Origin of the sequence: Streptomyces sp. NBC_01077 (assembly GCF_045162855.1) — a bacterium.
Lineage (GTDB): Bacteria > Actinomycetota > Actinomycetes > Streptomycetales > Streptomycetaceae > Streptomyces.
Genome location: NZ_CP108669.1, coordinates 4,152,898 through 4,167,369, shown reverse-complemented (window position 1 = coordinate 4,167,369; position 14,472 = coordinate 4,152,898). Strand labels below are relative to the sequence as shown.

Below are 14,472 nucleotides of genomic sequence, written 5' to 3'. Positions count from 1 at the left end.
GCGGGGCTGCGCGGGCCGTACCGGTTCGAGTCCGGTCCGGCGCCGTCGCGTCAGCTCGTACGGCCCTTGGCGTCGAAGGCCTTCATGCGGTCGAGCACGCCGTCCGCCGTCGGGTGCAGCATCTCGTCGACGATCCGGCCGTCGGCGAGGAAGATCACGCGGTCCGCGTAGGAGGCGGCGACCGGGTCGTGGGTGACCATGACGACGGTCTGGCCGAGCTCCCGTACCGAGTTGCGCAGGAAGCCGAGGACCTCGGCGCCCGAGCGGGAGTCCAGGTTTCCGGTCGGCTCGTCACCGAAGATGATCTCGGGGCGGGAGGCGAGGGCGCGGGCCACGGCCACGCGCTGCTGCTGGCCGCCGGAGAGCTCGTTCGGGCGGTGGCTGAGCCGGGCGGAGAGCCCCAGCATGTCGATGACCTGCTGGACCCACTGCTTGTCGGGCTTGCGGCCCGCGATGTCCATCGGCAGCGTGATGTTCTCCAGGGCCGTCAGCGTCGGCAGCAGGTTGAAGGCCTGGAAGATGAAGCCGATCTTGTCCCGGCGCAGCTGGGTGAGCTGCTTGTCCTTCAGGGTGGAGAGCTCCGTCTCGCCGATCCGGACCGAGCCGGAGGAGAAGGAGTCGAGGCCGGCGACGCAGTGCATGAGCGTCGACTTGCCGGAGCCGGAGGGGCCCATGATCGCGGTGAACTCGCCCTGCCGGAAGTCCACGGTGACGTGATCGAGCGCGACCACCTGGGTCTCCCCATGTCCGTAGACCTTGGAGAGATCCGTGGCGCGGGCGGCCACCGCGGTGGCGCGGGACACGGTGGGGGTGGTGGTCACGAGGGACTCCTGTCACTGCGGGGCTGCTGCGGGAACCCCTCCATCGTGTCGAGCGTTCTCGCTCGGATCGTCCGTCCACATGCCCGTTCCCGGGGCAGTCTCGAGTCGGACCGGAGGCCTCGATCCTCCTCCTGAGGTATGACGGCGCCCCTGAGAGACGGGTTCACGCCGACGTGACAGAAGTGCGACGACTTTTCGTCATTCCAGGGGGTACGGCTTTGCGCCTGCGACCCCTGTCACAGTTTGGCGAAACGGGCCTCACCTGCACTGACGCACCCTCAGGCGTCAATAAAATAAGACAACATCGGACCGACGTTCCGCTGAACGAGGGAAGCGTCCCGATAGGCTCATGTGCCAACGCGGAGCTTCGCGACGCCCGGATGGTGGAATGCAGACACGGCGAGCTTAAACCTCGCTGGCCTTCGGGCCGTACCGGTTCGAGTCCGGTTCCGGGCACCACCCGGGCCCCAGGTACGACGCCTGCGGCCCGGTGAAGCCCCTCTCTCTCGCAGGAGCCCGCGTGAGCCCCCGCGCGAAGATCGAAAACTTACGGGAAAAGATCCTCCCCGAGCACTAGAGAGTTTCTTTTGCCTACCCATTACTCTTGACGCGAGGCCGCGCGCATGCGGCACGCCATGGAGGAGTGAGATGAGGAGCAGCAACCCGGTCTTCTCGCGACGGGGATTCAGCCGCGACAACGGCACCGCGGGCTTCAACGGCCAGCAGCCGCAGGCCGGGGGCCCCGCCGTCGGAACCAACCCGTACGCCACCGGCAACCCGTATGCCGAGGGTACGACCAACCCGTACGCGACCAACCCGTACGCCCCGCAGGACACGCAGCTCGGCGCCCCGCAGCAGGCCCGCGGCAACGTGATGACGATCGACGACGTCGTGAGCCGTACGGCCATGACGCTCGGTACGGTCGTGCTCACCGCCGTCCTGTCCTGGCTGCTCCTGCCGGTCGACCCCGCCAACCTGGGCAAGTCCTACGGCATCGCCATCGGCGCCGCCCTGGTCGCCCTCGTGCTGTCGCTCGTGCAGTCCTTCAAGCGCAAGCCGTCGCCGGCGCTCATCCTGGGCTACGCGGCCTTCGAGGGCGTCTTCCTCGGAGTGATCTCGGCCGCCGTCTCGACGTACATCGCGGACGGCGTGGTCATCCAGGCGGTCCTGGGCACGATGGCGGTCTTCGCCGGCGTCCTGATCGCCTACAAGATGGGCTGGATCCGGGTCAACCGACGTTTCTACGGCTTCGTGATGGCCGCCGCGATGGGCTTCATGCTCCTCATGGTGACCAACCTGCTGTTCGCCGTCTTCGCCGGCGGTGACGGCCTCGGCTTCCGCAGCGGTGGCCTCGGCATCCTCTTCGGTGTCATCGGCATCATCCTGGGCGCCTGCTTCCTCGCCCTCGACTTCAAGCAGGTCGAGGACGGCGTGACCTACGGCGCGCCGCGCGAGGAGGCCTGGCTGGCCGCCTTCGGTCTCACCATGACCCTGGTGTGGATCTACCTGGAGATGCTGCGTCTGCTGTCGATCCTGCAGGGCGACGACTGACGCGTCCCGACTCGGGGGGAAGGGCCCGTCCGGCTTCGTGCCGGGCGGGCCCTTCCGCGTTCCGCGTGCGGGCGGAAGCGGTGCTCAGAGCAGTCTCCGGGCCGCCCTCCGCAGGTCGTACTCGTGCAGGATCGCCTTCGCGTGGCCGTACGCCAGGTCGTGCGCCCCGCGGAGCCAGCTCACCCGCTCCTCGAAACGGAGGAGGGAAGGGCCCTCCTCGACGGTGCGCATCCAGTCGGCGATCTCACGACCGGTGCGGCCCGGGATCCGGGCCAGCATGTTGCGGTGGGTCTCTTCGGAGAATGTGTGGGACATCGGCGCCTCCGGACGCGTCGTACCGTGTGCTCCTCGTACTCCTGGCACTTCTTCACGTCACCGTGCCCAAGTGTTCGCCCGTTGGCAAGAGGTCCGGGACGGCGCGTAGGGTCGCGGGGTGCGCGATACGAGTGAACTGACCGCCGCCGTCGAACGCTTCGCCGACCGGCTGCGGGCCGCCCCGCAGAGCAGCCTCCAGCGCGGTGCGGCGGCCGAAGGGCTCGCCCTCGCCCGCGAGCTCGCGGTGCGCGCCCAGCGCGCCGAGGACCCGGAGCGGGAGCCGAGGACCATGCCGGACGCGGGGGTCTTCACCGTGGCCGACCAGCTGGTCGTCGCCGGGAACGATCTGGCCGAGATCCTGCGAACGGCCCCGGCCGACTCCCGCGAGGGGGAACTGGCAGAGGCCGTGGGGCTGGTCCGTGAGGCGGCGGAGCGCTCGGGGCTGTAAGGCCCTCCAGGGGGCTTACAGCGAGGCGATCACGCGGTCCGCCAGGATGTAGACGTTCTCCTCGTCCGACTCGCCGTACGAGAAGGTGAGGGCGAAGGCGCCCGAGACGCCCGAGCCGCCGAGCAGCACCGGCGTACGACCGGAGCGCAGGGCCTCCGCCAGGCGCTCCGCGGTCTCGCGGTGCCCCGGGGTCATACAGAGCGTCGTGCCGTCCGCGAAGACGTACACGTCGAGCGTGCCGAGCGGGCCCGGGCGCACGTCCGTCAGCGCCGTGGCGGTGTCGGCCAGCTCCTCCAGGCGCGCCACCGTCCGCTCGTGGTCGGTGACGACGGGGGTCTGCACCGGCACGAAGTCCGGGTGCGAGGGGTGCCGGCGACGGGCGGCGGCCAGCTCCGCCGAGTCCTCCGGGTACTCCTCGAGCGCGTCGATCGGGTCGAGGGAGTCCAGCGCGTCGACGCCGTCGAGCGCGGCCGCCTCCGCCTCCATGGCCTCCAGGGCCATCGCCTCCAGGCCCACGAAGTCGGCCTGACGCGGGACGAAGAAGGTGCCCTCGTCGACCGGGCCGCCGAGACCGCCCAGCAGGGACGGGGCGTCGGCCGCGTCCCGGGCCTCCTGCGCGGCCCAGAAGGCCCGCGCCTCGGCGAGCTCACGCTCGCGCTCCTCGGCCAGCGCATCGGCGACCGCGGCCCGTATCTCGGCGGCGGGCGTGGCACGGGCCGCGGGTACGGTGACGCCGTGCCCGGCCGCCAGTTCGCTCCGCAGGGCGGTGACCTGCTTGCGGAGACCGTGGACGGCGTGCAGGGCGGCAGCGCCCACGGCCGTGGCAGCGGCCGTGGTCAGCAGCAGGGCAAGAGGCATGGCGCTCACTGACGTACTCCCGATTCCGAGTCGATCCCCCGACTTCCTACATCAGCTTGTCCTGGGGTGGGGCCTGCTGTCAGTGCATTACGTCACGAATTGGACAGGTATTTCTGCCAGGCGTTTAGTCCCGAAACCGCTCTGACCTGCGAAAACGAACTCCCCCGGGACGTAGGTCACATCCTGGGGGAGATTCGGTCACGGCTCGGACGCGGAGCGGTTGGGAGCCCCGGCGCGAGGAGACGCGCCGGGCGCGCACAGGCCCGCGTCCAGGCGGTCAGGAGAGGCGCTCGCTTCTTCGGTCGCGCTGAGCTTCGCCACCGCTGCGGGCAGGTGCCGCCTTCGTTCCTCGGGCGACCCCTACCCTTCGCTACGGCTCAGCTCAGGCGCTCGATGACCATCGCCATGCCCTGGCCGCCGCCGACGCACATGGTCTCCAGGCCGAACTGCTTGTCGTGGAACTGGAGGCTGTTGATCAGCGTGCCGGTGATGCGGGCGCCGGTCATGCCGAAGGGGTGGCCGACGGCGATGGCGCCACCGTTGATGTTCACCTTGTCCAGGTCCAGGCCCAGGTCCTGGTAGGACGGGATCACCTGGGCCGCGAAGGCCTCGTTGATCTCGGCCAGGTCGATGTCGCCGATGGTCAGGCCGGCGCGCTTGAGGGCCTGCTTCGAGGCCTCGACCGGGCCGAGGCCCATGATCTCGGGGGAGAGGCCGGAGACACCGGTGGAGACGATGCGGGCGAGCGGGGTCAGGCCGAGCTCGCGGGCCTTCGTGTCCGACATGATCACGAGCGCGGCGGCGCCGTCGTTCAGCGGGCAGCAGTTGGCGGCGGTGACCAGACCGTCGGGGCGGAAGACCGGCTTGAGGCCCTGCACGCCCTCCAGGGTGACGCCGGCGCGCGGGCCGTCGTCGGCGGAGACGACGGTGCCGTCCGGGGTCGTCACCGGGGTGATCTCGCGCTCCCAGAAGCCGTTCTTGATGGCCTGCTCGGCGAGGTTCTGCGACCGTACGCCGAACTCGTCCATCTCCTGGCGGCTGATGCCCTTCACGCGGGCCAGGTTCTCCGCGGTCTGGCCCATGGCGATGTACGCGTCCGGGACGATGCCGTCCTCGCGCGGGTCGTGCCACGTGGAGCCCTCGGAGGCGGCGACCGCGGCGGTGCGGGCCTCGGCCTCGGCGAAGTACGGGTTGTGCGTGTCGGGCAGGGAGTCCGAGTTGCCCTTCGCGAAGCTGGAGACCATCTCGACACCGGCCGAGACGAAGACGTCGCCCTCGCCGGCCTTGATGGCGTGCAGCGCCATGCGGGAGGTCTGCAGCGAGGAGGAGCAGTAGCGGGTGATCGTGCAGCCCGGCAGGTGGTCCATGCCCATCCGCACGGCCACGATCCGGCCCAGGTTGTTGCCCTGCTCGCCGCCGGGCAGGCCACAGCCCAGCATCAGGTCGTCGATGTCGCGCGGGTCGAGCTCCGGCACCTTGGCCAGGGCGGCCTGGACGATGGTCGCGGTGAGGTCGTCCGGCCGCAGGTCCTTGAGGGAGCCCTTGAAGGCCCGGCCGATGGGCGAACGGGCGGTCGAGACGATCACGGCTTCGGGCATCACGGCTCCATGAGGGTGCGGAGTGAGCGGACTGAAAGGGAAGTTACCCGTACGTACCGCAGGGGTCACCGCTCTGACGGTGTGACGGTGGCCTCTTTTCTAAGCGGGCGCTCAGCCGCCCGCCCCCGCGGGGGCGGGCTACGCCTGGGCGTCCTCCGCGGCCGGGGTCTCCGCGGGCACCGGCAGGCGCCGCCGGCGGCGGTGCTTCAGCAGGGCCCAGGGCGCCCGGGCGCCCGTCACCTCGGTGCCCGCCTCCTTCGCCGCCTCGGCCGCCGCCTTCGCGACCGGCAGCATGTTCTCCCGCCGGGCGGGTTCGAGACGGTCGGTCTCCGGCCAGACGCCGAGCACCGCACACATGGTCGGCAGCACGGCCATCGCCGCCGTCGCGTACCCCTCCGCCGACGGGTGGAAGTTGTCCACCCCGAACATCTCGCGCGGGTTCGCCGCGAACTCGGGACCGAGGAGGTCGCCGAGCGACACCGTCCGCCCGCCCTGCTCGATCACCACGATCGTCTGCGCCGCCGCGAGCTGCCGGGAGGCCCGCCGGGCCAGCCAGCGCAGCGGCTGGTAGACCGGCTCGATCGTCCCCAGGTCCGGGCAGGTCCCGACGACCACCTCCGCGCCGGCCGTCCGCAGCCGCCGGACCGCCGACGCCAGGAGCCGTACCGACTCCGTCGGCGGCATCCGGTGCGTCACGTCGTTCGCGCCGATCATGATCACGCAGACGTCCGGCGGCCCGAGGGGCTGGGCGAGCAGCAGTGACACCTGGCGCTCCAGATCGTCCGAGCGGGCACCGGAAAGCGCCACGTTCCGCAGCACCACCGGCCGCTCCGCCACCGCCGCGAGCCCCGAGGCGAGCAGCGCGCCCGGCGTCTGACCCGAGCGGCGCACCCCCTGACCGGCCGCCGTGGAATCACCCAGAAGGGCCAGCCGCAGGGCGTCGTCCGTGCCGAACGCGCGGCCGTAGAGGCCGTCCGCTCCCGGCGGCAGGGGGGCCGCGCCGCCGCCCACCGTCCGCTTCGCGATCTGCATCTCGGCCAGCAGGACACCCACCGCGGCCACACCCAGCAGCCCGATGCTCCCGCCGCCGTACGCCGCACCTGCCGCGATCCGCCGCGCCACCCTCGCCCTCGACATGGGGCCGTCACCTCCTTCGAGCCGTTCAGGCCCTTCGGACCGTCCGGACCGGCCGGGCCCTTCAAGCCGTTCAGGGTCTAACTGCCCCGTAACCCGCTCCGACTACGCATACGCTGGCCACACCATTACGGAGACCCCGGAGATTACGGTGCAATTCCACGACTCGATGATCAGCCTCGTCGGCAACACCCCGCTGGTGAAGCTCAACAGCGTCACAGCGGGTATTCAGGCGACCGTTCTGGCCAAGGTCGAGTACTTCAACCCCGGAGGCTCGGTCAAGGACCGGATCGCTCTGCGGATGATCGAGGCGGCCGAGGAGAGCGGTGCGCTCAAGCCCGGCGGCACCATCGTCGAGCCCACGTCCGGCAACACCGGCGTCGGCCTGGCGATCGTGGCCCAGCAGAAGGGCTACAAATGCATCTTCGTCTGCCCTGACAAGGTGTCCCTCGACAAGATCAACGTACTGCGGGCGTACGGGGCCGAGGTCGTCGTCTGCCCCACCGCGGTCGACCCGGAGCACCCGGACTCGTACTACAACGTCTCGGACCGGCTCGTCCGCGAGACGCCCGGTGCCTGGAAGCCCGACCAGTACTCCAACCCGAACAACCCGCGCTCCCACTACGAGACCACCGGTCCCGAGCTCTGGGAGCAGACGGAGGGGAAGATCACCCACTTCGTGGCGGGCGTCGGCACCGGCGGCACCATCTCCGGCACCGGCAACTACCTCAAGGAGGCCAGCGGCGGCTCCGTGCAGGTCATCGGCGCCGACCCGGAGGGCTCGGTCTACTCCGGCGGCTCGGGCCGCCCGTACCTCGTCGAGGGCGTCGGCGAGGACTTCTGGCCGACCGCGTACGACCGGAACGTCACGGACCGGATCGTCGCCGTGTCCGACAAGGACTCGTTCCAGATGACCCGCCGCCTCGCCAAGGAGGAGGGCCTCCTCGTCGGCGGTTCCTGCGGCATGGCCGTCGTGGCCGCCCTGGAGGTCGCCAAGGAGCTGGGCCCGGACGACGTCGTCGTCGTCCTGCTGCCGGACTCGGGCCGCGGCTACCTCTCCAAGATCTTCAACGACGAGTGGATGGCCGACTACGGCTTCCTGGAGGACACCTCCACGGCCACCGTCGCCGACGTCCTGCGCCACAAGGAGGGCGTCCTGCCCTCCCTCGTCCACATGCACCCGGACGAGACCGTCGGGCAGGCCATCGAGGTGCTCCGCGAGTACGGCGTCTCCCAGATGCCCATCGTGAAGCCCGGCGCCGGCCACCCCGACGTGATGGCCGCCGAGGTCGTCGGCTCGGTCGTCGAGCGCGAGCTGCTCGACGCGCTCTTCACCCAGCGCGCCTCGCTGGAGGACCCGCTGGAGCGCCACATGAGCGCGCCGCTGCCGCAGGTCGGCTCCGGCGAGCCCGTCGCCGACCTGATGGCCGTCCTCGGCGAGGCCGCCGACGCGGCGATCGTCCTGGTCGAGGGCAAGCCGACCGGCGTCGTCAGCCGCCAGGACCTGCTGGCCTTCCTGGCCAACGGCGGCGCGAAGTAGGACCCGGACCGTGCGCGTGGGGGTGCTCGCGGGTGCGTTCGCGCAATCGGTACGAGCGCGACACGTACCCGCAGCACCCGCTTAACACGCGTCCGGCACATTGATGTTTGTCGGCGTCACGGACTTCCGGAGCGGCTCCCGGACTCCTGAGACGCCGCCGGACGCGGAGACCGGCCCTGACCCGGGCCCGTGTCCTCGCGGGGACCGCCGTCGTCCCGCCCCCCGGTATCGGGGGTGCGGCGGTCCCCGCGCCGAACACCTCGTCGCACGACACCGGGCCCCTCGCCTTCGCGAGGGGCCCGGTGTCGTGCGGTGGTGCGGTCAGGAGTTCTCGGCGATACCGCCGCCCGAGACCCTGAGGACGTACATGCCCTGCGGCTTCGTCGAGTACGGGGCCCTGGTCAGGAACGCGTACGCGCCGTCGGACACGTACAGGGCGCTCGTCACGGCCCCTTTCCCCTTCTCGTTCGCGTAGACGGCGTCGACCTGCTGCTTCGCCGTCTTCAGCCAGGCGGCCGCGCGCTCGCGGTCCCATCCCGGGATGCCGGTCCCGGCGCAGTCCGTCAGGAACGCGCCGGCCTTCTCCCGGTCGGAGTCCACCTCGCAGGCGAACATGACGATGTCGCCGTTCTTCTCGGGGACACCGCCGATGGAGAGGCGCTGCCTGCCACCGTTCGACACCGCTCCGGAGAAGTGCCAGCGCTTGCGGTCGCCCGGGACGTCGATGAGCTTCTGTTCACCGAGGGCGACGTCCCACCGGGCCGCGAGACCGCTCAGGAAGTCGTCGACGCGGTATCCGGCGGCGATGACCTTGCTGTCGCCCAGACGGGGCGCCTGAGCGGCCGGTACGGCCTTGTCCGGCCACTCGGCCGCGGACGGCGCCTTCGTGGGCGTCGTCAGACCGGGGGCTTCCGTCGCCGGGGTGGACGGATCGTCCGAGCCGTAGCGGCTCTTCGACGGGGTGTCCGTGGCGGGACGGGCCTCCGGGGCCGGGGCCGCCGGGGGCTTCGTGCAGCCGGCGAGGACGGCGACGGCCGCGAGAGCGACCGTCGCCGAAACCCGGCGCAGGGTGTGCGCGCCGCCCATCAGTATCCGAAGGCGCAGTTGCCCGCGTCGGGGATCGAGGTGGGGACGAAGGCGACGGCGTCGAAGGCCACGTTCGCGTCACCGGTGCCGGTGTCGTGGAGGTTGTCCGCCTCCACCCGGCCGCCCTTCCAGAACTGGACGCTGCCCAGCTTGAACCAGGTGTCCTTGCCGTTGCTGCGGGTTCCCTGGTTCACCCGGCAGGTGTCCGGCACCGCGCCTTCCGAGTTGGCCCCGGGGATGACGGTGTAGCGGACGACCGCCTGGGCGCCGTGGTTGGGCAGGTGGACCCACACGTTGTACCGGTTGCCGACGTCGTCGGCGGCCGGCAGGGACTTCGGGTTGAGCTCCCAGCGGGCCGTCACCTTGTGGAAGAAGTCGCTCTCCGGGTAGCTGTGCGTGAAGAACACGTGGCCGTCGTAGCCCGCGCCCAGCTGGTGGAGGTCGATCTGCGCGATGTACGGGGTGGCACGGAACGTGCCGTCGGTGCGCAGCTTCGTGAGGTTGTCCCCGAGCTGCAGGGAGAACTTGCCGTCGGGGGCGCCCTCGAAGTCCCCGCAGCCGTAGACGTCCTCGTGCTCGTTGAGGTCGTCCACGACGATCGCGTACGGGTTGTTGTTGGGCTTGCTCAGGCACGGACCCGACGGGTACTTGGCGATCAGGGCGGGCTCGCCCGAACCCAGCTCGTAGGTCAGGTCCTCACGCGAGGAGTTGTCCGAGTTCTGGCCGCCGATCCAGGAGACGCTGCCGGCCCAGCGGCAGGTGTCGTTGAAGGCCGGGCACGGGTCGGCGGTGTTCGGGGTGCAGTTGTTCACGTTGGGCGCGCAGAACCGGTACGGGTCCGGCGGAAGGTTCAGCTGGACGCTGAGGAGGCCCGGGAAGTCCGGAGTCTCGTAGGACTCCTCCCAGTTCCACGTCTTGTGCGGGGTCTCCGCCCAGCCGAGGACCTTCTCCTGGTACGGCCACTTGGCCGGGTGGGCGGCGTCGTCGTAGCTGAGGCGGAGGAAGCCGGCCCGGTCCGGCGGGTAGCTCGGGTTCGCCGGGTTGTTGAAGTAGCCCAGGCCGCGCGGGGCGGACGGGTCGGTGTAGACACCGCTGTTGTAGGCCCAGAGGGCCATGTACCAGTTCTCGAGGTACTGGGGGTCGTTGCTGTTGGTCTCCATGCCCAGCGCGTACAGCTGGTTCCACTTCTCGGCGAGGATCTGGATACCGGCCGCGATGTTCGTCGCGTAGTCGGTGGAGATCGCGCCGGCCCGGGTGGCGTCGAAGCGGATCGGGTGCTTCTCCGACATGCCGGTGGTGACCTGGGCGATGCCGTATCCGCAGTCGCCCTTGTCACGGTTCGGGTAGTAGTGGATGGAGGCCTCGTTGCCGAACCAGTCGGCCTGGAGGACGTTGCCCGCGGCGCCGTTCACCGAGTGCCAGGACGCCTGCTTGAAGTTCGACTCCTGGGCCAGGATGCCGAGGACGACCTGCGCGGGGATGTTGCCGCCGCCGGACAGGGCCGGCTTGGGGAAGAGACCCTGCGGGCTGTACGCGGGCAGGCCGGTGTCGTGCCAGTTCGCCGGCCGCTGTGTCGTCAGGTTGCCGTGCACGGCCTGGTCGACCGCCCACTCCACCATGTTGGCGCTCGGCTGGAGCGCCTGCCGCTTGGGGTCGTTCCGCTTGACCAGGCAGGGAATCTCCATGGCCGGGATCTCGCCGTAGACCGCCGCGCCCGAACCGGACAGGCACAGCGACTCCGCCGCGCCCTCTCCGCAGGTGAGCGGGTCGACGTCGTCGCGGCCCGCCGAGACGGCCGCGGCGCCGAAGGTGGCGGGGCCCGCGGTGGGACCGGTCGCGGTCGTGAAGGCCGCCGGGCCCATCGCGGGACTGCCCGCCGTGCCCTTCGCCGGCTTCACCCGCTCGACGTCGGTGTCGAAGGCGACGGACGCCTTCGTGCCCGTACGGACGGCGGTGGCCTTGATACGGATCAGGCCCGCGGCCTTGCCGTCGGCCGAGGCCGCGCCGGGACCGGAGCCCTCCGGCGTGGTCACGCCCTTCAGCTCGTCCGAGACCACCGAGGTGGTGACGAGGTGGCCCTCGCGCGAGACGCCCATCGGCTGCCCCGTGAAGGGCTGGGTCTTCAGGCCGGGGGCGTGGGACGTGTCGACGTCGCCCACGTCTCCGACGGCGAGGGAGCCGCCCTTGCGGGGGAACAGCTTGAGCTTGCCGACCGGAGCCGAGCCGAGCGCGGTGAGCTTTCCGCCCTGCCAGCGGCTGATGACGCTCTTCTTCTGGTTCACCAGACCCAGGTCGAGGGCGCCGTCGGCGGAGGAGGTCAGCGCGAAGACCGGTCCGGGGAGCTTCGTCTGCTTCCGGGCCTTGAGGGTCTTTCCACTGGCCGCCAGCTTCACCAGGTCGCCGCCGAGGACGCCGTAGTCCCCGCGAGCGGTCGGGAGCAGGTGGGTGACCCGGCCGTTGATCTTCCGGTCCGAGGTGATCCGGCCCGTCGCGGCGTCGGCCTCGATGACCGTGGTCGTGCCGGGGGAGCTGTCCGTGGCCGTGCTGGAGGAGAACAGCACCCGGTCGTCCTCGCCGCAGCCCGGCGAGAAGTACGCGAGCTGGACGCCCTGGGCGACCTCGGTGACCTTGCCGTCGCTGAGCCGCACCACCGCGGCGAAGGCGCCGCGGTAGGTCGCGCCGGGCTTGTTGACCCACAGCGACGGCATGTAGACGGCAGCGGCGTACTTGCCGGAACCGGTGGTGCACACGTAGCCGGTCCAGGGGCCGACGTCCATGTCCTTGCGCCGCAGGGAGGCCACCTCGCGGAAGGTGTACCCGTCCTGCTCCGAGGCCGCCATGATGTGGAAGCCGTCCGAGTCGCCCGTACCGCTGACCATCAGGTCGCCGGAGGCCTCGTAGCCGGCGCCGAGCGCCTTCTGCGCGGCGGGGAAGAGCGTGCTGGACGTGGCGTCCGCGGCCTCGGCGGGGGCGTTCTGCGCCACCACGGGGACCAGCGCGACCGAGGAGGCCAGGACCGCGGTCGCGACCGCCTGGCCGGCGAGCCGCCGCCGCGGGGTCTGGATGCGCTTCAGCATGAGCCCTCTCATATCCAGTCCGTGCAGCTGCCGTTGACGAGCGGCGGGGAGACCACGTGGCCGTCGCTCTCGTAGACCAGGGGTTCCGGGTCCCAGCTGTCGCTCTGGATGTTCCAGCAGGCCTTGTTGGTGGCCTTCCAGTTGCCCATCAGCGAGGTCCCGCTGGGGGAGCCGGCGCTGAGGACCGAGGTGCCGTAGGCGTGCTCGACGCCGCCGAGGGTCGGCGTGTGCCAGAGCGTGCCGTACACCTGCTCCGGGTAGGCCGGGTCGATCGTCACCTTGGCCCAGGTGGCCTGGCACAGCGGCGACCAGACCAGCTTCACCTCGATGTCCGTGCCGACGTTGATCTGGTGGAGGACCTCGGCATCGGCGGCGCAGCCCATGGCGTACGGGTCCTCGCCCGTGCAGGTCGCCCGCCAGCAACCGGCGGTCGCGCCGGCCGACGCCGAGGGCGCCGTCATCAGCTGGGCCAGGCAGAGGAGTGCCAGCGCGGCACCTGCCCGACCCCATCGTCTTCTGTGCACCAAAGTCTCCTTGGGGAGGGAATGTTCAGCGAAAAGGAGTTCGAATGGTGATGCCCGATCCAGGTGTGTCTGATCGGTGCATGACACCCAATAGCCGCTGGTCACGGGCGATTTCGGATACGAGGCCCGACGGGAAGCGGAATTCTCCCGGAGCGTAGGTCGCGGACCCGGCCCGTGGGCTAGAGCGGACGGTGAGTGTGGCTGAAAATGATCGGTTCTCGGCTGGTGATCATGCCCTGGTCAAGATTCCGGTCGGGCATTACTGTCACAACGCTCCGCAAGATCGAACTCCGCTGTGCCGAGGAAAGGCATCGTCATGCGCGCACCAGGGAAACTCCGTCTCGGCGGAGCGGTCGCCGCTTTCGCGCTGGCCGCGCTGGGCGTCGCCGCGCCCCAGGCCCAGGCCGCCGCCGCGACCGCCGCCGGCACCTCCGCGACCGCCGCCACGACGCCGGACTGCCAGGGGATCTGTGTGCTCGGCGTACGCGCCGCCACCCACCCCACGTACGACCGCTTCGTCGTCGACCTCGGTGAGGGCACGATCCCCAGCTGGACGACCAGCGTCCAGACCGAGCCGCTGACCTGCTGCGCGGACCCGGAGCCCAAGGTCGTCCCGATCACGGGCACGTCGTACCTGAAGATCCTGCTGTCCTCGGCCACGACCTTCGACTTCAGCACCAACACCGTGGTCTACACGAGCCCGCGCCACGAGACGTACGCCTTCCCGAGCCTGAAGGGCCAGGGCCAGTACGGCACCAACGACCCCGAGAGCCGGGCGTTCCCCATCGGCCTCGCGCTCGACGACTACTCTTCCTACAAGGTCTTCAAGCTCACGGCCCCCAACCGCCTCGTGGTCGACATCTTCCACCCGGCGCCGTAAACGGGAGAGGTCCATGGTGCGGACAGACGGAGTCGTTTCCTCCTGGGGCAGGATCGTCTGCTGGCTGGAAAACAACGCCCCCGTCACCGCGCGGGCGCTCAACCAGCCTGCCGGGGACGCCGAAATCCGGACTCTGAACAACGCCCTGGGCTTCCCGGTCCCTGCGGAACTGGAATCCTGGCTGCGCCGGAACAACGGCAGCGCGGATGCCGGGCTCTTTCCCGGCGCGGAGGTGTTCCTCGACTGCGCGCGCATCGCGGACCGCTACCGGAACCACCGCCGGATCGCCGAGGACATCGGCGACGCGGACTGGTGGCTGCCGTCGTGGATCCCCGTCCTCGCCGTGGCGGACGCCCACTACGGACTCCTTCTCGACGCCGGGAGGAGCGAGAGCGGTGCGCCGGCCCCGGTCCTGGCCTTCCGCGAGACCGACCACGCCGGGGTCCACGCCCCGTCGCTCGGACACGTCCTGACCGCGGTCGCCGACGTACTGGAGCAGGGCGGCGGAGCAGGCGCCCTCACCCGCGGACGGAACCCGTTCGTCCGGGACGGCCGGCTCGACTGGAACTGACGGCTCGACCGGGACACGGCTCGACCGGGACACGGCTAGACCGGAACCGGCGGCCGGCTCGACCGGGAC

At 70.6% G+C, this 14,472-nt stretch carries 13 protein-coding genes and 1 tRNA gene; 6 read left to right on the top strand and 8 right to left on the bottom strand.

Annotation, left to right across the window (positions count from 1 at the left end; translation table 11 throughout):
- Positions 1-50: 50 nt before the first annotated feature.
- Complete coding sequence (locus OG462_RS18535; protein ID WP_406058915.1) at positions 51-821, bottom strand: ABC transporter ATP-binding protein; 771 nt, start codon at positions 819-821, stop codon at positions 51-53.
- A 374-nt stretch (positions 822-1,195) separates the two neighbouring features.
- Here OG462_RS18535 and OG462_RS18530 point away from each other — a divergent pair.
- Both OG462_RS18530 and OG462_RS18525 read left to right on the top strand, forming a co-directional pair.
- Positions 1,196-1,280 (top strand) — tRNA-Leu (locus tag OG462_RS18530).
- 189 nt (positions 1,281-1,469) lie between these two features.
- A complete protein-coding gene (locus OG462_RS18525; RefSeq protein WP_406058913.1) occupies positions 1,470-2,372 on the top strand; it encodes a Bax inhibitor-1/YccA family protein in 903 nt (300 codons plus the stop codon).
- An 84-nt stretch (positions 2,373-2,456) separates the two neighbouring features.
- Here the strand turns inward: OG462_RS18525 and OG462_RS18520 are convergent, their stop codons facing one another.
- Positions 2,457-2,687 carry a DUF4287 domain-containing protein gene (locus tag OG462_RS18520; protein WP_406058912.1) on the bottom strand — a complete coding sequence of 77 codons (231 nt, stop codon included), beginning with the start codon at positions 2,685-2,687 and terminating at the stop codon, positions 2,457-2,459.
- A gap of 118 nt (positions 2,688-2,805) precedes the next feature.
- On the opposite strand from OG462_RS18520, the gene OG462_RS18515 reads away from it, so the two are divergent.
- Positions 2,806-3,135: a hypothetical protein gene (locus tag OG462_RS18515; protein WP_406058910.1), complete on the top strand. Its 330-nt coding sequence runs from the start codon at positions 2,806-2,808 to the stop codon at positions 3,133-3,135.
- Between the two features lie 15 nt (positions 3,136-3,150).
- Here the strand turns inward: OG462_RS18515 and OG462_RS18510 are convergent, their stop codons facing one another.
- The 3 genes from OG462_RS18510 to OG462_RS18500 form a co-directional block, all read right to left on the bottom strand.
- Entirely contained in the window at positions 3,151-3,993 is an 843-nt protein-coding gene (locus OG462_RS18510) for a hypothetical protein (protein ID WP_406066600.1), read from the bottom strand.
- Between the two features lie 377 nt (positions 3,994-4,370).
- Entirely contained in the window at positions 4,371-5,591 is a 1,221-nt protein-coding gene (locus OG462_RS18505) for an acetyl-CoA C-acetyltransferase (RefSeq protein ID WP_406058908.1), read from the bottom strand.
- A 138-nt stretch (positions 5,592-5,729) separates the two neighbouring features.
- Positions 5,730-6,713: an SGNH/GDSL hydrolase family protein gene (locus OG462_RS18500; protein ID WP_406066598.1), complete on the bottom strand. Its 984-nt coding sequence runs from the start codon at positions 6,711-6,713 to the stop codon at positions 5,730-5,732.
- Positions 6,714-6,876: 163 nt separating this feature from the next.
- Here OG462_RS18500 and OG462_RS18495 point away from each other — a divergent pair, with 163 nt between their 5' ends.
- Positions 6,877-8,265, top strand: coding sequence for a cystathionine beta-synthase (locus OG462_RS18495; protein ID WP_406058907.1), 1,389 nt, complete (start codon positions 6,877-6,879; stop codon positions 8,263-8,265).
- A gap of 321 nt (positions 8,266-8,586) precedes the next feature.
- Here OG462_RS18495 and OG462_RS18490 read toward each other — a convergent pair whose 3' ends face one another.
- The 3 genes from OG462_RS18490 to OG462_RS18480 are packed head-to-tail and all read right to left on the bottom strand — an operon-like array spanning position 8,587 to position 12,952.
- Positions 8,587-9,351, bottom strand: a complete 765-nt coding sequence (locus OG462_RS18490; RefSeq protein WP_406058905.1) for a hypothetical protein — start codon at positions 9,349-9,351, stop codon at positions 8,587-8,589.
- Positions 9,351-12,428, bottom strand: a complete 3,078-nt coding sequence (locus OG462_RS18485; protein ID WP_406058903.1) for a transglycosylase SLT domain-containing protein — start codon at positions 12,426-12,428, stop codon at positions 9,351-9,353. Before OG462_RS18485 ends, OG462_RS18490 begins: the two co-directional genes overlap by 1 nt.
- 8 nt (positions 12,429-12,436) lie before the next feature.
- Positions 12,437-12,952 carry a DUF2690 domain-containing protein gene (locus tag OG462_RS18480; protein ID WP_406058901.1) on the bottom strand — a complete coding sequence of 172 codons (516 nt, stop codon included), beginning with the start codon at positions 12,950-12,952 and terminating at the stop codon, positions 12,437-12,439.
- Between the two features lie 316 nt (positions 12,953-13,268).
- Between OG462_RS18480 and OG462_RS18475 the strand changes: the two genes are divergently transcribed.
- Positions 13,269-13,832: a hypothetical protein gene (locus OG462_RS18475; protein WP_406058899.1), complete on the top strand. Its 564-nt coding sequence runs from the start codon at positions 13,269-13,271 to the stop codon at positions 13,830-13,832.
- A 13-nt stretch (positions 13,833-13,845) separates the two neighbouring features.
- Positions 13,846-14,403 carry an SMI1/KNR4 family protein gene (locus tag OG462_RS18470; RefSeq protein WP_406058897.1) on the top strand — a complete coding sequence of 186 codons (558 nt, stop codon included), beginning with the start codon at positions 13,846-13,848 and terminating at the stop codon, positions 14,401-14,403.
- The last annotated feature ends 69 nt before the right edge of the window (positions 14,404-14,472 follow it).

Coding starts and splice junctions, on each gene's coding strand:
- OG462_RS18525 (WP_406058913.1), top strand. CDS start 1,470: ATGAGGAGCAGCAACCCGGTCTTCTCGCGACGGGGATTCAGCCGCGAC.
- OG462_RS18520 (WP_406058912.1), bottom strand. CDS start 2,687: ATGTCCCACACATTCTCCGAAGAGACCCACCGCAACATGCTGGCCCGG.
- OG462_RS18510 (WP_406066600.1), bottom strand. CDS start 3,993: ATGCCTCTTGCCCTGCTGCTGACCACGGCCGCTGCCACGGCCGTGGGC.
- OG462_RS18505 (WP_406058908.1), bottom strand. CDS start 5,591: ATGCCCGAAGCCGTGATCGTCTCGACCGCCCGTTCGCCCATCGGCCGG.
- OG462_RS18490 (WP_406058905.1), bottom strand. CDS start 9,351: ATGGGCGGCGCGCACACCCTGCGCCGGGTTTCGGCGACGGTCGCTCTC.
- OG462_RS18485 (WP_406058903.1), bottom strand. CDS start 12,428: ATGCTGAAGCGCATCCAGACCCCGCGGCGGCGGCTCGCCGGCCAGGCG.
- OG462_RS18475 (WP_406058899.1), top strand. CDS start 13,269: ATGCGCGCACCAGGGAAACTCCGTCTCGGCGGAGCGGTCGCCGCTTTC.
- OG462_RS18470 (WP_406058897.1), top strand. CDS start 13,846: ATGGTGCGGACAGACGGAGTCGTTTCCTCCTGGGGCAGGATCGTCTGC.